This window comes from Curtobacterium sp. B8 (assembly GCF_000333315.1).
Classification (GTDB): Bacteria; Actinomycetota; Actinomycetes; order Actinomycetales; family Microbacteriaceae; genus Curtobacterium; species Curtobacterium luteum.
Map to the genome: position 1 here is coordinate 1 of NZ_BACW01000019.1, position 18,835 is coordinate 18,835.

Annotated in this window: 18 protein-coding genes and 3 pseudogenes; 16 read left to right on the plus strand and 5 right to left on the minus strand. The window is 63.8% G+C overall.

Annotated elements, in window-relative coordinates; translation table 11 throughout:
* A pseudogene (locus I59_RS00345) lies at window positions 1–389 on the minus strand (transposase); the annotation flags it as partial.
* Here I59_RS00345 and I59_RS00350 point away from each other — a divergent pair.
* The 6 genes and pseudogenes from I59_RS00350 (at window position 388) to I59_RS00360 (ending at window position 5,960) form a co-directional block, all read left to right on the plus strand.
* A complete protein-coding gene (locus I59_RS00350) occupies window positions 388–1,398 on the plus strand; it encodes a hypothetical protein (RefSeq protein WP_022902165.1) in 1,011 nt (336 codons plus the stop codon). The pseudogene I59_RS00345 and the gene I59_RS00350 overlap by 2 nt on opposite strands.
* Window positions 1,399–1,676: 278 nt before the next feature.
* Entirely contained in the window at window positions 1,677–2,693 is a 1,017-nt protein-coding gene (locus I59_RS21710) for a hypothetical protein (protein WP_148286023.1), read from the plus strand.
* 8 nt (window positions 2,694–2,701) lie between these two features.
* Window positions 2,702–3,295: a hypothetical protein gene (locus I59_RS21715; RefSeq protein ID WP_148286024.1), complete on the plus strand. Its 594-nt coding sequence runs from the start codon at window positions 2,702–2,704 to the stop codon at window positions 3,293–3,295.
* 162 nt (window positions 3,296–3,457) lie between these two features.
* Window positions 3,458–5,158, plus strand: coding sequence for a DUF4041 domain-containing protein (locus tag I59_RS00355; protein ID WP_083881882.1), 1,701 nt, complete (start codon window positions 3,458–3,460; stop codon window positions 5,156–5,158).
* A gap of 127 nt (window positions 5,159–5,285) precedes the next feature.
* Window positions 5,286–5,381 (plus strand): annotated as a pseudogene (locus I59_RS23775) (DUF2510 domain-containing protein); the annotation flags it as partial.
* A 102-nt stretch (window positions 5,382–5,483) separates the two neighbouring features.
* Window positions 5,484–5,960, plus strand: a complete 477-nt coding sequence (locus I59_RS00360) for a DUF2510 domain-containing protein (RefSeq protein WP_229728131.1) — start codon at window positions 5,484–5,486, stop codon at window positions 5,958–5,960.
* A gap of 122 nt (window positions 5,961–6,082) precedes the next feature.
* Here I59_RS00360 and I59_RS00365 read toward each other — a convergent pair whose 3' ends face one another.
* Complete coding sequence (locus I59_RS00365) at window positions 6,083–6,430, minus strand: Lsr2 family protein (protein ID WP_022902168.1); 348 nt, start codon at window positions 6,428–6,430, stop codon at window positions 6,083–6,085.
* Between the two features lie 111 nt (window positions 6,431–6,541).
* On the opposite strand from I59_RS00365, the gene I59_RS00370 reads away from it, so the two are divergent.
* A complete protein-coding gene (locus I59_RS00370; protein ID WP_031272281.1) occupies window positions 6,542–7,585 on the plus strand; it encodes a YhcG family protein in 1,044 nt (347 codons plus the stop codon).
* A gap of 529 nt (window positions 7,586–8,114) precedes the next feature.
* The gene (locus I59_RS00375; protein ID WP_148286025.1) at window positions 8,115–8,459 is read left to right on the plus strand and encodes a hypothetical protein; all 345 of its coding nucleotides are present in this window, start codon (window positions 8,115–8,117) and stop codon (window positions 8,457–8,459) included.
* Between the two features lie 90 nt (window positions 8,460–8,549).
* Here the strand turns inward: I59_RS00375 and I59_RS00380 are convergent, their stop codons facing one another.
* Window positions 8,550–9,230: a hypothetical protein gene (locus I59_RS00380; RefSeq protein ID WP_022902171.1), complete on the minus strand. Its 681-nt coding sequence runs from the start codon at window positions 9,228–9,230 to the stop codon at window positions 8,550–8,552.
* 206 nt (window positions 9,231–9,436) lie between these two features.
* Between I59_RS00380 and I59_RS21150 the strand changes: the two genes are divergently transcribed.
* From I59_RS21150 to I59_RS00415, 7 genes are all read left to right on the plus strand, one after another.
* Complete coding sequence (locus I59_RS21150) at window positions 9,437–10,222, plus strand: PP2C family protein-serine/threonine phosphatase (protein ID WP_261976473.1); 786 nt, start codon at window positions 9,437–9,439, stop codon at window positions 10,220–10,222.
* A 68-nt stretch (window positions 10,223–10,290) separates the two neighbouring features.
* Window positions 10,291–11,160: a hypothetical protein gene (locus tag I59_RS21720; RefSeq protein ID WP_148286026.1), complete on the plus strand. Its 870-nt coding sequence runs from the start codon at window positions 10,291–10,293 to the stop codon at window positions 11,158–11,160.
* 87 nt (window positions 11,161–11,247) lie between these two features.
* Window positions 11,248–11,838, plus strand: coding sequence for a TetR/AcrR family transcriptional regulator (locus I59_RS00395; RefSeq protein ID WP_022902174.1), 591 nt, complete (start codon window positions 11,248–11,250; stop codon window positions 11,836–11,838).
* Complete coding sequence (locus I59_RS00400) at window positions 11,835–12,470, plus strand: zinc ribbon domain-containing protein (RefSeq protein ID WP_022902175.1); 636 nt, start codon at window positions 11,835–11,837, stop codon at window positions 12,468–12,470. Before I59_RS00395 ends, I59_RS00400 begins: the two co-directional genes overlap by 4 nt.
* Before the next feature lie 40 nt (window positions 12,471–12,510).
* A complete protein-coding gene (locus I59_RS00405; RefSeq protein ID WP_148286027.1) occupies window positions 12,511–13,026 on the plus strand; it encodes a hypothetical protein in 516 nt (171 codons plus the stop codon).
* Window positions 13,027–13,397: 371 nt separating this feature from the next.
* A complete protein-coding gene (locus tag I59_RS00410) occupies window positions 13,398–14,540 on the plus strand; it encodes an ATP-binding protein (RefSeq protein WP_031272284.1) in 1,143 nt (380 codons plus the stop codon).
* 79 nt (window positions 14,541–14,619) lie between these two features.
* Window positions 14,620–14,964: an Lsr2 family protein gene (locus tag I59_RS00415; protein WP_022902178.1), complete on the plus strand. Its 345-nt coding sequence runs from the start codon at window positions 14,620–14,622 to the stop codon at window positions 14,962–14,964.
* A gap of 601 nt (window positions 14,965–15,565) precedes the next feature.
* Here I59_RS00415 and I59_RS21725 read toward each other — a convergent pair.
* A complete protein-coding gene (locus tag I59_RS21725) occupies window positions 15,566–15,865 on the minus strand; it encodes a hypothetical protein (protein ID WP_148286028.1) in 300 nt (99 codons plus the stop codon).
* On the minus strand, window positions 15,865–18,276 hold the full coding sequence (locus I59_RS21730) for a hypothetical protein (RefSeq protein ID WP_148286029.1): 2,412 nt from the start codon (window positions 18,274–18,276) through the stop codon (window positions 15,865–15,867). Before I59_RS21730 ends, I59_RS21725 begins: the two co-directional genes overlap by 1 nt.
* Window positions 18,277–18,636: 360 nt before the next feature.
* On the opposite strand from I59_RS21730, the pseudogene I59_RS22460 reads away from it, so the two are divergent.
* A pseudogene (locus tag I59_RS22460) lies at window positions 18,637–18,835 on the plus strand (helix-turn-helix domain-containing protein); the annotation flags it as partial.

Here is an 18,835-nt window from a genome sequence, read left to right on the forward strand (position 1 = left end):
GTCCTTTCGCCAGGCGTAGTACGCCTGCTTCGAGAAGCCCAGCACCCGGCAGGTCACCGCGACCGGGATCCGGTCGGCGGCGAGTTCACGGACCAGCGGGTACATCATTTTGGGAGGTGCGCTTGGGAGAGATACGCGGCGGCACGGCGGAGGATCTCGTTCTCCTGCTCTAGCAGCCGGTTCCGTTTCCGAAGCTCTCGCAGCTCGACGTTCTCGGTCGTCGTGGTCCCAGACCGAACCCCGTCGTCGATGTCGGCTCGACGCAGCCAGTTCGTCACGGTCCCCTCGGAGATCCCGAAGTCCTTCGCGACCTGCGTCAACGGGATCTCACCCCGTCGCGCGACCGCGATCACGTCGCGTCGGAACTCCTCCGGATAAGGCTTGGCCATGATCGACATCCTTCCAGCGAGGACCACGTCCCCACAGGTCAGGAGTCAACCGAACCGACAGCAGTCCCGGACTCTGCTTGAGGCGCACTGGGGTCGGTTCGTCGCATGGTGCACCGCGTCCGGACGCGATTCGCTCCCGGCTACGGCAGCAACGATTGAGCAGTTCCTGAAGCTGTTCCCCGGCAGCGCGTCGACGCAGCGGCTCCGTCGGCACGCGATTCGTGCACACCACCTCGAAGCTGGCCTCCCGGACCCCATACCCACGGTGGAGGCCAGGGTGTGGCCGCGATCAGAAGCCCCCGACCAGACGGCCGTCGGCCAGGTGCTCGCGGCGATCCCGAAGTACAGGTATCCGATCGGGCTCCGAGGCCGCCGCGACGCGTTCCTCGCCGTCCTCCTCGGTACCCTGCACCTCACCCGCGAAGAAGCCCGCACCATCGCACCCGCCGACGTCGCGGTGACGAGCATCGTCCGGATCCGTGGCCACGTCGTACCCTCAACCGATGACGCGGTGTCCTGCGCTGCCTGCGCGGTGACTCGATGGCTGCGCATCGTCGGACCGGTCTGGACCGGATTCCGCGGCGACGTCATCCGCCTGCTTGACCCGACGAAAGGAAACCTCGACCGGCATGACTGTGAGCAGCCGGTGCTGGGGGAGTGGCGCCTGGCAGAGCAGCTGCTGTTGCCGTTAGACGTCCACGGATGGGCGCGCACCGGCGTGAGCCTGTCGGGTCGTTCCATGACGAGCATCATCCCCGCCCGACGCGCTGTAGCCGCAGCCGACGGCCCGGCCGCGGAAGTAGTCGTTGCGGTCGCGCGGCGGCCGTCACGGTTCGAAGGACTGTCGTTGCAGGAGGCATACTCCGAGTTCGGCACTACGGATGCGGCGGTCGACGCAGCCCTCGCTCGACTCGCGGCCGTCTGGGGGGAAGCACGGGCGCTCGACACGGAACTCGAGCAAGCAGCCAGCAAGTCCAAGCAGGAGCTACCACCGGATAGCAACGACTAGCTCGCTGCCGGGGCATCCACGTACGCCGGACCGCGACGGGTGGTCTGCGCCCTGTCGCATCAGCTCTAGACCCGCGCACACATATGCCGCGGAGGCCTGTTACTACACACCAGATCCACGGAACGCGTTTCCTACGAAGGTGTGGCGATGGGGTGTACCCATGACCACAGTCCTCTTCACCGCGGCCCCTGTCACTTCTGGCTCCACTCGGCGATCCGTTCCGACTCGAGCCGGCCACTTTCGTCTAGACTGCCCCGTGAGAGATGAAGGGGCGCTCAGTGGCGCACAAAATGCAATTCGGATTCCAACTTCACCAGTTGACGTTGTTCTACGGAAACGCTCGCACGGAAAAGGATTTTCGAACCGACACCCTCCAGCCCAAGGGTAACAACGTGCTCGCGTCACTGCGCGAGCTTTCTCCGTCGATATATGACGTGACACGGATCGATGACTTCGCGTACAGGACTCGGGAGCGGCAAGCTGACGTGGCGCTGGCTCCGGCCCTACGAATCGAGCACATCGACGCTACCTCGCAGGATCGAATAGATATTGAGTTTCGATACGGACGCGTGGGTTCTCATGATCTCGCGATTGCTAAGGATCGAAGCGAGGACGCGGCGCTCGACAGTAAGGCGTCTACCAATCCGTACCGAGCATCGATATATCTCCCCAAATCGGGCAACCGTGCCGTTTTGATGTGTGAGGCTCGTGGTGCAAGCTGCCCTAGCACTTATCTGTTGAAGGCGCTGTGTCTCCACATGCGGGATACGGACGCGGAGCGGCCGGAGGCTGACCGTCAAGGCTGGTGGCGGCTCAAGCCGCACCAGGTGTCAGATACGGGGCGCCTGGAGGAAGTCCTCCGACAGGGCAATGGAGCGGGCCTTCAGCTGGAGAAACGCATCCTCAAGCCCGGTCAGACCAGAGGTGGAGAGGTGATCACGCTCCGTCGTAACGGACTCCCCGTCGGCAAGTTGTCGGCCGTCAAGTCTATGGTTCTTGGGTGGGTGGGGATGACGCCAGAGAAGGGAGCCGATGCCGCGCCCAGTGGAAAACCCACGGAACAAGTATCAAGCCTGATCGGCGTGCAGGTCAGTGCGGATGATTTTGATGATGGTGCGGTTACTTACGACCAAGGGGACGGGAAGACTCAGACGATTAGGCCTGATTCTGTCCGGGATATCTTTACCTACCCCGTCAAGGTTGGGCTTCCTCCTACGCCATCAGAAATTCGCAACGCGGCCGAGGAGCGTCTCCAGCGCCTTCAGCCCACATTAGGGATCCAGCTTTCGATTTAGGGCGAGTGATGCAGCGATTCAGCTTCTTGAGCTTAATTCGTGGACATTTCAAAGCACTACGTGATCGGGGTCAGTCATCGAGGCGTATCGCGTGGGGAGCAATTATCGCGCTGTATGGTTTGCCAATTGCTGTTGGTGTCGCCTCCTCGGTTACCCAAAACGCGAGACTAGAGTCACCCGCTACTATCCTGACTGCCCTGGCTCTTCTCGCGGGCGCCTTTTTGACATCTTTTACGCATATGTCGACATTACGCGGCAAACTCTCCGACCGCCAAGGTGATAATGAGGATACGGAGCGACCTGATCGCAACATGATTGACGAGGCGGCGACGCATCTGTTGATGGGCGCCTTTGCATCTATTAGTACGGTGATTCTGATCGTCGTCGCAATGAATGCTCAACGTGGGGACGTGCTGCTTGGATGGGCTGCCGCCCTGATCATCGGAGCATGTTCCTGGGTTGCACTCCTCCTGTTGATATCTCTGCCGCGCCTCTATAATGCTTACATTGTTGTGAATAAGGTTCCCAATGAGCTTTCGGGAAGCTTCAAAGGAACTGGTGTTGTGGTCACTGAAGATGATGATGAAATTGAGCGCAACTGAGGGCGTTCATTAAACGCACTAGGCTCTCTGAGTCTCTGGACCTCGCGAATTTGACATAAGAGCGCAGTGCCGGCGTCCGTTGACCCGGCTTCACCCTCCGTGGCGGATGGGGCACCCGGACCGGGGGGTGTCGATTGGCGCTTTGTTCCGTAAGCTGAAGCAATGTCAGCAGCGCCTGCCGGTTGGTACGACGATAAGGATCCGCGGTTCGTCCGCTACTGGGATGGCCAGAGGTGGACCGAGCATGTGCAGCTCAAGAAGTCGGCGCCAGCTGGCCACGAAGGCCCGCCTTCGGACGCCCGCGGGGTGGCCGCTCCGCAAACGCGTCGTGCTGCCCGAGCGGCGGAGCAGTGGCCGCGTACGGCCGTTTCTGCGGTGCAGGAGAAGCCGGTCGAGAAGTTGTCGAAGCGGGAGGCGCGCGAGCGGCTACGTGCCGCGCAGGCACGGATCGAGGCGGGTGAAGCGGTCGTTGCCCGCTACAACATGCGCGCTTTCGACGATGTCGATGCGTACCGGGCCGAGCAAGAGCAGCAGCTCGCCACCCTTCGAGTGGACTTTGAGGCTGAGCAAGCGGCAGCTCGCGAGCTCTGGGCAAAGGAACAGGCCGATGCACGCGAACGGTTCGCCGCTGAGCAGGCGGCCGAGCGGTTCAAGGGAGAGCAAGCGATTCGGACCGCCGAGGACCGCGTTCGTGCCGCTGAACAACAAGCCGAGGATGCACGCGCGACGCGCGACGAGATCAACGGGGGGATCAGCGCCCGAAGAGCAGAGCTGGTCGACTTGACCTCCGCAGTTGAGCTCCAGGCGGTCGGGCTCTTCGACTTCGAGAACCCGGCCGCGTCATCAACGGAGCTTGCGTCGAAGTTGGAAGCGCTGCGCTATCGCATCAAGAACGCGGTTCGTGACAAGCGCGCGGTAACCACGGCGCCACGGTTCACGTTCAACAACTCCGAAGCGCAGGGCCGGAAGTTCATGACGGACATGGCGAAGGTGCTGCTGCGTGCCTACAACGCAGAAGCGGAGAACGCCATCAAGGCTACGCGAGCTGGCAACTTGCACGTCGCACAGACGCGGCTCAGCAAGGCTGCGGAGCAGATCGCGAAAAGCGGCACCATGATCGATCTTCGCATTGAACCGAGCTACCACCAGATGCGGCTTGAGGAGATCGCCCTCGCCAACGAGCACCTCCAGACGGTGCAGGCGGAAAAGGAGCGCGAGCGAGAACGCCGAGCAGAACTCCGCGAGCAGCAGCGCGCCGCCGCTGAACTGCAAGCCGAGCACGACCGACTCGAGAAAGAACGTCAGCACTACCTCTCCACCCTCGCGGCCTTGCAGGCAAACGGCGACGCGGAAGGTGCCGCTCGCGTCCAAGCGCGGCTCGAGGACGTCGACCGCGCCATCTCCGATGTCGACTATCGAGCAGCAAATGTGCGAGCGGGCTACGTGTACGTGATCTCCAACGTCGGAGCGTTCGGGGAACGCATGGTGAAGATCGGCATGACGAGACGCCTGAAGCCAATGGACCGCGTCATCGAACTCGGCGACGCGTCAGTGCCGTTCCGCTTCGACGTACACGCGTTGTTCTTCGCCGACGACGCCGTCGGAGTGGAAACGATGCTGCACCAGACGTTCGCGAACCAGCGGGTGAACAAGGTCAACCTCCGACGCGAATTCTTCTACGTCACGCCGGCCGAAGTGCTCGATGCCCTCAAGAGCCATGCAGTCGAGGTGGTCGAGTACACCGTGGAACCCGCCGCGGAAGAGTTCCGCACGAGCGAGCTTGCGGCTGACATCTTCACACCAACGCCTCCGAGCGGTGGATCGATGTCGTACGTGGGATCCGTCGCGTCAGCCGAAGACTGAGGGACATCAGGATCATGGCGCTGCTCCCGGCGCTGCGGGGCTGAGACGTGGCCGGGGCTCGACGCAGTGTCCCGGACCCCTGTCTTGGTGCTACCGAGTAGCCAGCAAGAGGTGAGATTCTGTCCACATGAGTTTGCCTGTTGGTTGGTTCCCGGATCCCTCAGACCCGGAACGCGAGATGCTCTGGGACGGTGACCAGTGGACTGGCCTCACCCGCCCTCGGCGGACGGACAGCGCGGCTGCGCAAAGCGATGGTGACGTAGGGGCGGAGGATGCTCTCGAACCTTCCCGAGGACGGCGCAAGCCACGGCCGCGGCGTCGCCCCTTGGTGCTGGCGCTCGTCATCCTCGCGGTGGTCGTCATCGTTGGTGGCGGGGGTACGGCGGTAGCGGTGGTTCACGCGCGGCAGGTTGCAGCTGCGGCGGAGAAGGCGGAGCAGAAGAAGGAAGCGGCCGCCCGGACTCGTGCTGAGCAGCGTGAGGCGCAACGAGCAGCGCAGGAAGAGGCCGACGAGGCGGAGCGCTCTTCCCGCGCCGAAACGGTGAAAGAGGTCGAGGCGTCGGTGAAGACGATGGCGGAGGAGAACGTGACGAAGGGTCTGCTCGACGGTCCCATCCTTTCCGTGTCCTGCAATCCAGTCAGCGGCTCCACGGATGACTTGACCGACACCACTACCTCGTTCGACTGTTTCGCTGCGAACACGGACAACGCGGACGGAACCCAGTCGGGGTACTTCTTCAACTCCACCGTCAATTGGGACTCCGGCGAGTACACCTACGGTCTCGGCAAGTCAGCGTCTTGACGAACTCCACGAGATGCCGCGCCCATTCGATCACCACGACTTGACATAAGAGCGAACTATCGGTGCGAACGAGAACGGTCGGCACCCGGTGGGGTGCCGGCCGTTGCCGTGACGGGGAAGTGTCAGTGTGCTGCCTCGTACGCGTCGCGGACAGCCTGGCTGATGCGGCCGCGCGAGGAGACCTCGTGGCCGTTCGCGTTCGCCCACTCGCGGATCTTCGCGAGCTCTTCCGAGTTCCCACGCTTCGGGGCGCTGCCGCTGCCGCTGGTGCGGTTCTGGCGGCCGCTGACCTTCCGGGCGGCGGCGACGTAGTCGGAGAACGCTTCGCGGAGCGCGTCGGCGTTGTCGACGGAAAGGTCGATCTCGTAGTGGTTGCCATCGAACGAGAAGGACACGGTGCGGCCCTTACCTTCTTCGATGGTGTCGCCGGTCAGGTCATCGACCAGGTGCGTGGTAACTTTCTGCGCCATGGCAAGGCCGCCTTTCTGAGGTAGGGAGAGGGCGCCTCCACTGTGGCATACGTTTCCGGCCCGTTTCGTAAACGGTCCTTGGGATCAGGGGTGCTGGTGCAGAGTGATGGGATGCGTGCCGATAGTGCTGTTCCGTCCAGTTACGCGGCGACGTTGGCGAGTTTGAAGCAGCATGTGCGCAATGCTCGGTTCACAGCGCAGCGGCGTGCGAATACGGAACTGGTGGTGCTGTACGGGCAGATCGGCGCCACGATCCTCCTGCGGCAAGGGCAGGAGGGGTGGGGCACGAAGGTCATCGCCAGGCTCGCTGAGGATCTGCGGACGGAGTTTCCCGAGATGCGGGGCTTTTCACCGCGGAACCTGGCGTATATGCGGGCGTTCGCGGCGGCGTGGTCGCAGCAGGAGACTGTGCAACAGGCTGTTGCACAACTGCCCTGGGGACACATCACGGTGCTCCTGGACCGGCTCGATGACCAGACGATGCGCAACTGGTACGCCGAGCCGGCGGTACAGCATGGCTGGTCCCGGAACGTCCTCGAGCACCACATCCGCACCGGCGCGCATCAGCGGCTCGAGGCAGCACCGACCAACTTCGCAGCTGTCCTCCCGGCTGGCGAGTCGGACCTTGCGCAGCAGCTGACGAAAGATCCGTACGTGCTGGACTTCCTCGCCCTCGACGGCGACGCGAAGGAACGCCACCTCGAGCAGGCACTCGTGAATCGGATCATCGACACGCTCCGCGAGCTGGGGGAGGGGTTCGCGTTCGTCGGCCGGCAGGTGCACTTCGACGTTGACGGCGACGACTTCTACGTCGACTTGCTGTTCTTCCATGTCGAGCAGCTCCGCTACGTCGTGATCGAGCTCAAAACGGGGAAATTCAAGCCCGAGTACCTCGGCCAGCTCGGCTTCTACGTTGCACTCGTAGATGATCGGCTCCGCCGGGCGCAGCATGCCGATACCGGCGGTCTGCTCCTGGTCGCAGACAAGAGCGACGCGGTCGTCCGGTACTCCCTCGCCGGCCAACAGGCACCAATCGGCGTCGCGAGCTACGACCTGCTGCCCCCCGATGTTCGGGCGGCACTGCCATCCGAAGGTGACCTCGCGAACGCCCTCCGCGCAGCAGACATCCCTAACGCCGCAAGCCCAGGGGAATGACCGCCCGGCGCCGCGGGACACCGGGGCAGGAAACGCCGCACGACGAGCCGTCCCGGTACGAACGGGATGCTGGCGTCGCGCCCCTGCAGGTGGAAACGTACGCGGCGCTCCGCCGACGCCGCAGCGCAGCACAACCGCAGCCTCCCGCGAAAGCGCCGAAAGAGCAGTGGCCAGACTTCGCCGAAATCCTTCGACAGCTCGGGCAGAGCCCGTGAGCAGCGGGACCGCTGACAGGGACGCCTCACCGTGTCGCGGCGAACGCCGAGGTGCCAACGAAAAGATTGTCGTCTCCGACGAGCCGGTACCGCCACGAGAACCCGTCTTGGCTGGGCCGACCGATGTGGAGGTCCTGCTGCTATACACCTGCTCGTAGAAGGCGAGCGCATCGTCGACGCTGGTGCCCTGCTGATCAGACCGCACCGAGGTCGACTCGTCGCCAGGCATATGCGATCGACGCTCACGGACCACCGACAGGGCTGGGGGTGGGGGCGTTTCGAGCGTGCGGGCACTGGCTGATCGGATAAAGAACGTGGTGTACGGCGAGTCCACGATCATGACCGGCGACGCAATCGCTGAAGCGGTGCTGGCTTACGCGGCAGCACTTGGCGAGAACGGAACGACCGACATCGTCGAGGTCCCAACCTTCGACGAGGCCGGTTGTGCGGCGACGGCGGAGCTGCTGCTCGGGCCGGCATCGCAGGTGCTGATTGAGGCAGCTCCCAACGATGAGCTGGAACCGGAAGTCGAGGACCTCGTCAACGAGCTCACCAGGCGCACCGGCGCCATCGGGGGCGGGCGTTTCCTCGATGCCGCGTCCGCGCACTCACAAGAACGAGCCGCTAAGCGGCTCCGGACGGATCCGCCGTCCCCCTGAACTCGCACCACCACGAGAAGGCGCCGCTCCCGTGGTGGGGAGCGGCGCCTTCTCGTGGTGGTGCGGGTGCGGTGGTGTGCCGTGGGGGTGTTACTTGATCTGTGCGGTGATGGTCGCGACGCCGACGAGGAGGCCGGACTTCACGGCGTCGGTCTTGAAGGTGCTGTTGAGCAGCTTCGCGGCGTCACCGGAGACGTGCACGGTGGTGCCGGTCAGGATCGCGTTGTCACCCTCGAGCTGCAGCGGCTTCAGGGTGCCACCGTGCAGGGAGAACAGGTACGCGTTGTTGACCGCGACCTTGCCGTTGACCAGGACGTCGCCGTAGAGCTTGGACGAGCCGGGGTTCACGACGAAGTTCTCCAGCGTGACCGTGGTCTCACCGGCGGTGAGGGTCAGGCCCGAGTCGTCGTGGTTGAGCAGGCCCTGCACGTAGGGGCGGTAGTTGCCGTCCGGGGACCAGTACGTGACCGAACCGGAGGTGATCGGGAACGACACGGACCCGTCGGCGAGCTTGGCGTCACCGGAGACACCCGGGGTCAGCTTCAGGGCGGTGAGGGCGTCGGTGAAGCCGGAGTCGAGCTTCACGGCGGTGTTGCCGCCGAGGACCTCGGGGACCGAGGCGACGGGGCCGGGGATCTTCGACGACGACGACGACACGGTGTGCACCGACGGGGTCGAGGCCTGCGCGGAGGTGATGCCGAACGCGGCACCGCCGAGCACGAGCGCACCCGTGGTCGCGAGGGTGATCGAGGTCTTCATGGACTTGCGCATGAGTGGGTTCCTTCCGTTGTCGCGCTCGGCGCGATTCCCTGTGTGCGCGCCGAACACACCCCGACCAGGGGTGGAGAACCAGGTACTTGCGGCTGGTGAGCGCTCCGGGTGTTTCCCGGAATTCACAATCTATTCGTGGCGCCTCGACAGATGGTTTGGGGTTCGTACCCTGTCCCCCGAATGGGTGATGAGGTGGAGCGCGACAATTGCACGGAGGCAACTTTCGCAACGTAGGGTGGGCTCGATCGGTCGGTGGTGACTTCTACGACTGGTACCCCACCCCGGACGGCGGGGCCGCGGTCACGCTCGGGGACGTGATGGGGAAAGGTGTCGGCGCCGGCATGATCGCTGCTGCAATCCGCGCTGTAGTCCGCAGCAGCCGCGACAATCCCGACCCCGCCGCAGCACTCCGGTCTGCGACCGCCGGGATTAGCACCGGCCCCGGTACGGCGACCAGCGGCCAGTTCACCACCTGCTTCCATGCGCGGATCAGCCGGAATGGTGTGCTCTGCTGGGTCGACGCCGGCCATGGGCTCACCGTGCTCCGGCGGGCAGCAGGAGTGGTGTCCTTCCTGCAGTCCGGACACCTCCCGATTGGCGTCGGCACCGGGTGGGTGAGCTTGGAGACCGTCCTGGAACCCGGCGACAGCATCGTCAGTGTCAGCGACGGTGTCCTGGACCTCTTTGGCGGCGACCTGCGCTCTCTCGACGCCTACGCCGCGTTCGTCGCGGAACGCCCCAGCATCACCGAGATCGTCGAGGAGCTCACCGCGCTCGCACAGCAGCAAGAGCAGCCTGACGACGTTACCGTCCTTCAGCTCCTTCGCCGGCTACTCCGGATGCCGCGTGAAGATCTGGGAGAAGGTCAACTTCAAGGGCGCGAGCCTGGGCTACCTCGCGAGCAGCAAGAACGTCGGCAGCGCGATGAACGACCAAACCCGGTCCGTCCAGGCAGCGAAGTAGAAGCCAGGCAAGCGGGAGGTGCGGTCTAAGCCCCGCCTCTCCCGCTTGCCAGGATCGCTGCACGCCCCCAGTCGTCCCCATAGCCACAGGAGCGTCCATGCCCGGCAAGGCTGCCGTTCAATACATCCACAACTCGGCCTGCGAGAGCGCAGCACAGGCAAGCTGCCACTGCTTCTGTCATGGCGCAGGACACCAGAACGATCTGGTTGTCCGCGCCGCGAAGTGCGGTACCACCGCGGACTTCGCGGCCCTCGAAGCGGACCTCGAAGGCATCTTCGGCGGCTTTCACGCGAGCTTCCGCGACGTCACAACACCCACTCGCGGGGCTCGACGAGTGCTCGACCCCGCCGATGCCGCTTCAACCGGGCACGCTGTCGGACGCGGTGCCACCTGGTACGAAACGCTGATCGTTGACGAGAGCCTGCACACACTCTTCCTGCAGGTCGCCACCACAAGTCAGGCCGCCTCCCGAGGGGACCGTAACGCCCGAGAAGCATTCGTCGAACGGATCACAAGTGGCGCGATCAGCGTCGTTGGATCCGCGACCCCAGTAGCAACCCTCGCCGACTCCCATGTATGGTGCTCAATCGTTTCCGAATACCTCGCCGGACTCCTTGCACGCACGCAAGCTTCACCGCTCCCTCCGGTCTTCGACGACATCTGCTACCCACGCCTGAAGCTCGGACGCCGCCCAGGCGCGCTCCCGAGAGTTCAGACCGCAGGGCTTGCGCACCTGGCAGCGGAAAGTGCGGTCTCCTCGCTCACCGGGTCGGTACAAGAGGAGCCGATGCGCCTCGTCGCGGCAGCGACCTGCCCCGACCTCTGGCACCACCCAGCTGTCGTGCGCTTCGCCATCCAGCCGGTCGTCACCGCCAGCACCTGGTCACCCGCGCACTCGACAACCATCGTCACAGCAGCAGACGTCCAGCAGTTAGAGCGTCGCTGGGCACGCAACCACCATTGGTGAACCACTTCGGGGGAAGCCCCTCTCGACACGGTGCAGGGCTTCTGCCAGAGTGTTATCGTCCGATAGCACTGGGGAGGATCGCCAGCGATGCGTGCCCGTCGTCCCCCTGCACGAAACGAGGAACTCCTCGACGCGGCGATGACGGCGTTCGCTGCCCGCGGCTACTTCGGCACCACTACCGCGCAGGTTGCAGCCTCGATGGGGGTGTCGCAGCCCTACGTCATTCAGACGTTCGGGTCCAAGCGTGAACTGTTCCTCCGCACCCACGCGCATGCCGGCTCCCGCATCGTCGCGGCCTTCCGGGCAGCAGCGAACGGCAGCGAGACGTTTGTGCCGGCATCGTTGGGAGCCGCCTACGTGCGACTGGTCCGGTCGGATCTAGCGGCGGTACTCGTCCACGCGCACGCGTTCTCCGCAGCCCCGGCTGAACCCGCGATCGCGGCCGAGGCACGACGGCTCTTCGAGGAGATCACGGCGACGATCCGTGCTGCCGGCGCGACCATCCCGGAGGCGGCCGCGTTCCTGAGCCGCGGCATGCTCATCAACAACCTGCTGCTCATGGACGCCGCGAACGCGTCCGCCGACGCCGACGTGCTCGCGATCGTCGAAGCGATCCTCGGGCCGTCCGACCAGATTCCGCACGGAACCGATCCGTCGACCGATGAAGGACCGCGATGACCGAGCACGTCCCGTTCACCGACAACGTCACCGACCTCTCCAACGAGGACGGCTACCAGTTCGAGTTCCGCTGCGAACGCTGCGGCAACGGCTTCCGCTCCGCCTTCCGACGAGACCTCCGTTCGACGGGGCAGAAACTCGCGCGGGGACTGAGCGGCTTCTTCGGTGGCCCGCTCGCCCAGGCCGGCTACATGGCCGACCGGCTCCTCGATCGTGGGACGAATTCCCCGGCGAAGGACGAGGCGCTCCGCGCTGCGACCGCCGAGATCGCGCCGCGCTTCCACCAGTGTCGAGGATGCGGCGACTGGGTCTGCGGGGACGGGTGCTGGAACAACGACGTCGGACAGTGCGCCCGCTGCTCCCCCGTCGTCGTCGAGGAGCTCGCCAGGCTCCAGGCGGAAGCCCGCCGCACGCAGATGCAGCAGCGGCTCGAGTCCGTCGACCTGGTCGGCAGCACCCCGCTCGGGCAGCAGGCGCAGCCGAGGTGTCCCGCCTGCGGCGCGCAGACCCACGGCGGGAAGTTCTGCACGGACTGCGGCGCCCCTCTGACGACCGCCCGCGCGTGCACGGGCTGCGGCACCGACCTCGCCCAGGGCGCACGGTTCTGCGCCGAGTGCGGAACGGCGGCCTGACATGACGGCGTCCCGGGCCCGTTGGACGACCGTTGTCGCGGTGGCCCTGGTTGCGGCGCTGGCCGGGTGCACCACGACCGGCGCGACCAAAGGTCCGACCGCGACGAGCTCCGACCGTCCCACGGCCCGCATACCGTCGATCCCATCGACCGACACCGCTGCGTCATCGACGGCGTCGGCAGCGTCGGCAGCGTCGGCAGCGTCGGACGAGGACCGCGTCGCCACGTTCTGTGCTGCGAACGCTGCGGCAGCTAGGGCGGTCAGGGGCACGGTTGCCGAGGACATCGCCGCACGGCGCGCGCAGGCCGAAGCCACCCGGGAGCTGCTCCCTGTCTTGGACGCGTCCGCGCAGGTTACAGCGGGAGCGAAGAAGTTCGCCGCGGCCGCGGACGAAACCGTCACGATTCTGCGTAACTTCCCGCCGGAGAGCAAGGTGTCCGACGTCGGCACCGATCCGCGATTCCTCCGATCGGTCGCACTGCAAGCCGCTGCCAGCGACGAGGACTACCGAGCCTTCCTCGAGTGGGTTCTCAAGACGTGCGCGGCCGCGTACTGATCGTCCCATCTGTCCTCGAGGTCTCCAGCGCCCGATGCCCCGGTGCTCACGCGAGCATGAACAACCTAACTGCCACCGTGTCCGTCGTCCTCGGAGGCATCGGCAGAGCTAGCGCTTGCGCACTCAGCGGAGCCTCGAAGCGCCCGCGCGATCTTCCGCCTCCGTCGGGAGCGTTGACATCAGACACCACTTGCATCGCGCCGCCCAGACCGGCCGCACAGACTCTGCAACAAGCCATTGCAACATTCGACCAGCGTGCCGAGCATCCGCCCGGCACGCTAAGACCGAGGGGCGTGTGAGGCTGGGCTACCGCCCAGCTGCGATACTTTGTTATGAACGCACCGTTTCATAACGACCCATCGAGGATGTTGATGCAGCCAAGCCCCTACACGCCAGGCGAGGTCGCCCGCTCCGTCCCAGGTCGCGCCCAGCAGCTCGCGGAAGTCGACGAGCGCTTGTCAACGCTGATCGATCTCGGGCGGCTCGTCGGTCGGATCAGAGTCGATCACGCGGCCCGTGGGTTCGGGAAGACGTCCCTCCTCCGCGAGTATCAGCGACATGCTGCTGCCCGCGGGGCCACAACCGTGTGGGTGACCGCTGGCGAAGAGCAGGGGCTCGTCACGCAGATCGCGGCAGAGCTCCGGCGCGTCACGGACGGGTTTGGCGACAAGACTCGTGCGGCGTTGCGCAGCAGGATCGAGACACTGCAGCTCTCGGTCGGGGTTCCGGGCATCGCGACCGCAACCGGGACCTTCCATCCCGCGAACAACGCCGACGGTGACCAGTCCGGAGCGCGGGCACTCGAGGCCGTCATCAAGGCCGCCACCACGGAGGTGCCCTTAGTGGTCCTCATCGACGAGATCCAGTCCGCCGACCCGGCCGGGCTCCGCACCCTCGTGTACGCGTGGCAGCACCTCCAAGCAGAGGGCGTCGACGTGCCCGCCGCTGTCTTCGCTGCGGGCCTGCCCAACGCGCCCGAAACCATTGCGAGCATCGTCACGTTCAGTGAGCGCCTCGCGTATCGGCCCCTCGGACCGCTGCACCGGGACGCGGAAGAACTTGCCCTGATCGGACCCGCCCGCGCCCTTGGCGTGCACTGGAGCCAGGGCGCCGTGGACCGGGCGCTCGAGATCGCGCAGGGGTACCCGTATTCAGTGCAACTCATCGCTGACGCCGCATGGACAGTCGCAGGACGACCCAACCCAGGCGGCGTTATCGACGTGGGCGCGGTCGAGCGCGGCCATATCGCCATGCAAGCCGATCTCGATGCCCTGTTCCGCGCACGGTGGGCCGTGTGCTCGCCCGCCGAGCGGCGCATGCTGACCGCGATGGCGAACCTCGGCGACGGGCCTGTGCCTCGATCCGCAATCGCGGAGGCTTTGCATACGGGCAGTAATCAACTCTCCACGCCCCGCGCTCGGCTGATTGATAAGGGACTCATCCAGCCGGCCGATCGTGGCATGCTTGAATTCACGATTCCCGGATTCGGGGCGTTCGTCCACAACAACGAGTAGCAGCACTCTACGCCTCAATGCGGACATATGCACGCCGATGTGTCAAGCTATGCGTGTAACCCTGATTGGAGCTTGAATAATGGCGCAGAAAGTCACCACGCATCTCGTCGACGACCTCACCGGCGACACCATTGAAGACGGCAAGGGCCAAACGGTTACCTTCGGTTTCGACGGTAGCAACTATGAGATCGACCTCACCGACGACAACGCCGACGCGCTGCGCGAAGCGTTCTCGGACTACGTCGCTGCCGCTCGCAAGGTGAGTGGCCGGTCGGGCCGAACCACCGGCGGCAGTGCCCCGAAGCGCGGGAACGCAGAGGAGCTCGCGAAGATCCGCGAGTGGGCGAACGCAAACGGCCACGATGTCTCCTCCCGCGGCCGCATCAGCCAGGCTGTCCGCGACGCGTACGACGCCGCACACTGACGCCACTCCCCCACGCGCAACAGCCGACCACCCCTCGAGGTGGTCGGCTGTTCTCGTTCTCACCGATACGGCAGAGTCATGGCAGCTGACTTCTCTCCGAGCAGATCATTCGGGCGAGGCGACAAAAGTCACTCAATCCCCCCCAACTCGTCGATTCGTTCCTTCGCTCGACCAAGCGGTCGATTGCATCGAGCGAGATAATCGGCCACGAGGCTCATCAATGGTACGGCGATCATGATCAGCCACAACCACCCCGGAAAACGCCAACCCCAAGCCTTAAAAAGAATTGCTGCTGATGGATAAAGCACTATTTAACACCCAAGAAAGGCCCACCCTTGGATGCCGACTACTGCGTGTATTTTTCTCATGATCCTCGATCAGGCTGCCTGGTCGAATAATAATCGACTCCGCCGTCGTTGCACAAACGCTTCAATTTGAAATCCGAAGTACGAAGCGGGCTGCTCAATCGGGCTCTCCCAGCCTGTACTAGATCCAACCTTTGTGTAGTGCCGGAGTTCGAGAAATGTCCATCGATGCTGTCCAGAAGAGATGTGCTGGGTCATCTCGTTATTCACCATGTGGCGAATCCGCCCCCGTGTGTTTATCGAATATCGCGATTCTCACCCCACCCGAAAGTGCTGGTAGCAATGAAGTCCGCTAGTTCGGAGCGGAACCTCTCGGCATAGGCAGGTGCTGATTCCGCTGCAGAAAGATTGAAGATAAACAAATCGTCCGGAAACAAAACGTGCACAAGATCACCGTCCGCAACCGTTGAGGTTGACGTCAATTGGGCGCCGGACGAATCAGCGAACTCGAGCTGCATAGTCTCTCGCTCTTCAGTGCTGAGTAAGAGCTTTAGTACGCTTTCAGCTTGAGGTTGCAGTTCATAAATCTTGGTCATTAGTAATGCTTATTCGTGATTGTAAATGCCCCCCACGTGTCTACATATGCGGTACCAGTCTCAAATCCTCTTACGGCAGGGAATGAGACATAGTCATAATAACTTACGTAGTGTCCCACTGTGGGTCCCGTGATTGATCCGTGAAAATGGTATGTGCAATGCTCATAGTGCTTAGCGTTTTGACTTGACTGTCTAGTGGTGTGATCCCACCACTGCAGGCCTATTTCTGTGGCGTTACCAATTGCGGCTTGGCACTGAGTAACAGAAATAAGGAAACCCCAAGCTGTAATGTTTGGCGACGAGCAAAGTCTTCGAAGCGAGAAGGTGGCCTCGTATGCAGTGTAAAGATACTTATGGTCACACCTCAGACCGCCGCCCTTTGGTCCTTGAACGGACGCAAGCTGCATGGTCTGCGCCGACCGCCAGCCGCCCACGTCGCCAACCTTAGGCTGCCGGACCACGGAGGACGCGAGGGAGACAGTAGGTGCCCGCCCGCTGTCACTTGCCGCGTTCGCATCAGCCTGGTCGACGGTGCTGTAAGAAGACGCATCATCAGGCTTGCCCGTATCATTAGTTACGGAGCTGTCGGCCAGGAACGTGGACGGCGGTGTAGTGAAGTCGCCTGTCTGGCCGCCCATATCGGCAGTTACGGTGGCGGTCCAACTGTAAGTCTCGCCGCTTACGAGCACTCCCTGGGGGATAGGCCATTCGCCGTACTGATCCCCACTTGTAGTGATTGGTGCTACTGAGGTATCAGTGCCATGCCACACTTTGTAGTTGTAGACGGCATTGCTTGGGAGTCCGACATCCTCCGTCCAAACCGATAGTTCTGGGTTGAGCGACACACTATCGCCGTCTGCGGGCATGTTCGATGTGTTGACCGTAGTCCAGTCACCAAACGTGGCAAACCACTGAGTAGAGCTAACGATGCCATCAGACTGGTCTTGATAGACAGCCAGCGTGTGATTCCCGGCCGTTCCCGAAACGTGAACCGAGACGCTCGTTGGTGCAGTTTCAGAGAGGTTCGCGGTGACTTCGTCGTTGTCGTCGAGGATGTACGAGACGGTTTCACCTGAGTGGTCAGCGGGTCGCGCAACAATGGTGCAATCGATGCCGTCGCTAGGTACCGACTTGAGCCAGGAGCCAACGGTCGCGTCTGGGCAAGAAATCGTTGCGGGTCCAAGCTTCGAATACCAACCCTGCACATCTACAATGTAGTTTGACGCGTCGGCGATGTTACGAAGCGCGATCTTGCCGTTGTCTCCGAGGGGAACGGTGATGGTGTTGGTTCGGATGTCGTCGGCTTGGAAGTTGATCGCGGTCGTGCCGGGATTGGTAGTTCCGTCGGCGTACACCTGGGCGTAGCCAGCACTGCCCGCGTGGGAGACGATCAGCGTCAGCGTCACCGCGGTGATCCCAGAGCCCATGACAGGCACGCCGCCCTTGCCGGCAATCTGAATGGACCGGGTTTCACTCTTCGCCAGTGCCGTGTTCCCGGTCGCCCTGGAGTCGTATGCGCGCCCATAGGAGGGGGTGAAGTTCGCGCCACTCGTACCGGCGGCGGTGAAGTAGCCCTGCAGGTCGATGACCAGGTTCACGGTCGATGAGCCATTCGCGATGGTGATCTTCCCGTCCGAGGACAGGGGCACCTGCGCTTGCATCGCTGTGGTGATGGACGGGGCGTAGTGCAGCGCGTTCTGCGGCTTCGTCGAACCGGTGGCGTAGGGGGTGAGGTAGCCGTCGCTGCTGGTGCTGTTGATGGCGAGGAGATTCACCACCACACCCGACGCCCCGGACGGGACCCCGTTGGAGCCGGTGATCTGTACGTCGACGCTGCCCCCGGGGGCGATCGTCGCCTTGGTGGCTCCGAGGCCGGAGCGGGTGTCGACGATGCGCTTCGCGACCGGCACGAACCCGCCCGCGGCGGTGCCGTCCGTGTTCGCGGTGTAGTAGCCCTGCACGTCTAGGATCAGCCGGGCACTGGTCTCGGTCATTACCTGGATCGTGCCGTCAGCACCGACTGCGATGGTGGCGCTGTTGGAGGTGTACTGGCCGGAGACGCCGTTGTAGATCAGCATCGTCGTCCGACCCGAGTTGGCATCGGGCCGACCGAACAACGTGCCGGCGCCGCTCGAGGATCCGACCGTTGCGTTCAACGACACCGCGCCCACGGAACCATCAGTCGGCAGCCCTGCAAGACCGGTCACCTTGATGGTCCGATACGTGCCCGCTTCCATCGGCGTACTGAAGCCGCCGGTGCCCGTCTTCGTGTCGAGAATGCGGCCCGTCGCGGGAACGAACACGCCACCCGTCCCGGTGTCGTTCAATGCATGCACTGGTGTGGCCGCCAGGAGTGATGCGATGAGTGCGACCGCGGCGAGGACTGCGGCAGCCAGGCTGCGCTTCCTCATCCGCGGAGCGTGCAGGACTGGTCGCACGAGACCCCCTCTTTGAGTGAACGGCACGGATTGCTGTTCGTCCTCGCAGCGTAGGAGCAGCGCAGCCTGCGCAACGCGTCACCCAAACGAGGGCCGGGAACTAAAACCCTGGTCAAGTGCGGTCGTACCGGAACGGTATGAGTGATCGTTCACCGAATATCGCTCTGTCGGAGGAAGGGGTGGCCGATCGGCCATCGCCTCACGATGCCTCGTCGTGACAGGTTCGGTCGCCGTTTCGCGAGGTCAACTACTCAACGACTGAGACGGGACTGCTGTCGGTTCGGTTGACTCCTGACCTGTGGGGACGTGGTCCTCGCTGGAAGGATGTCGATCATGGCCAAGCCTTATCCGGAGGAGTTCCGACGCGACGTGATCGCGGTCGCGCGACGGGGTGAGATCCCGTTGACGCAGGTCGCGAAGGACTTCGGGATCTCCGAGGGGACCGTGACGAACTGGCTGCGTCGAGCCGACATCGACGACGGGGTTCGGTCTGGGACCACGACGACCGAGAACGTCGAGCTGCGAGAGCTTC

Bases quoted from the DNA above. Each gene is read 5' to 3' on its own strand.
- I59_RS00350 (WP_022902165.1), top strand. From the start codon at position 388: ATGATCGACATCCTTCCAGCGAGGACCACGTCCCCACAGGTCAGGAGT.
- I59_RS21715 (WP_148286024.1), top strand. From the start codon at position 2,702: ATGCAGCGATTCAGCTTCTTGAGCTTAATTCGTGGACATTTCAAAGCA.
- I59_RS00355 (WP_083881882.1), top strand. From the start codon at position 3,458: ATGTCAGCAGCGCCTGCCGGTTGGTACGACGATAAGGATCCGCGGTTC.
- I59_RS00365 (WP_022902168.1), bottom strand. From the start codon at position 6,430: ATGGCGCAGAAAGTTACCACGCACCTGGTCGATGACCTGACCGGCGAC.
- I59_RS00370 (WP_031272281.1), top strand. From the start codon at position 6,542: ATGCGTGCCGATAGTGCTGTTCCGTCCAGTTACGCGGCGACGTTGGCG.
- I59_RS00380 (WP_022902171.1), bottom strand. From the start codon at position 9,230: ATGCGCAAGTCCATGAAGACCTCGATCACCCTCGCGACCACGGGTGCG.
- I59_RS21720 (WP_148286026.1), top strand. From the start codon at position 10,291: ATGCCCGGCAAGGCTGCCGTTCAATACATCCACAACTCGGCCTGCGAG.
- I59_RS00395 (WP_022902174.1), top strand. From the start codon at position 11,248: ATGCGTGCCCGTCGTCCCCCTGCACGAAACGAGGAACTCCTCGACGCG.
- I59_RS00400 (WP_022902175.1), top strand. From the start codon at position 11,835: ATGACCGAGCACGTCCCGTTCACCGACAACGTCACCGACCTCTCCAAC.
- I59_RS00410 (WP_031272284.1), top strand. From the start codon at position 13,398: ATGCAGCCAAGCCCCTACACGCCAGGCGAGGTCGCCCGCTCCGTCCCA.
- I59_RS00415 (WP_022902178.1), top strand. From the start codon at position 14,620: ATGGCGCAGAAAGTCACCACGCATCTCGTCGACGACCTCACCGGCGAC.
- I59_RS21725 (WP_148286028.1), bottom strand. From the start codon at position 15,865: ATGACCAAGATTTATGAACTGCAACCTCAAGCTGAAAGCGTACTAAAG.
- I59_RS21730 (WP_148286029.1), bottom strand. From the start codon at position 18,276: ATGAGGAAGCGCAGCCTGGCTGCCGCAGTCCTCGCCGCGGTCGCACTC.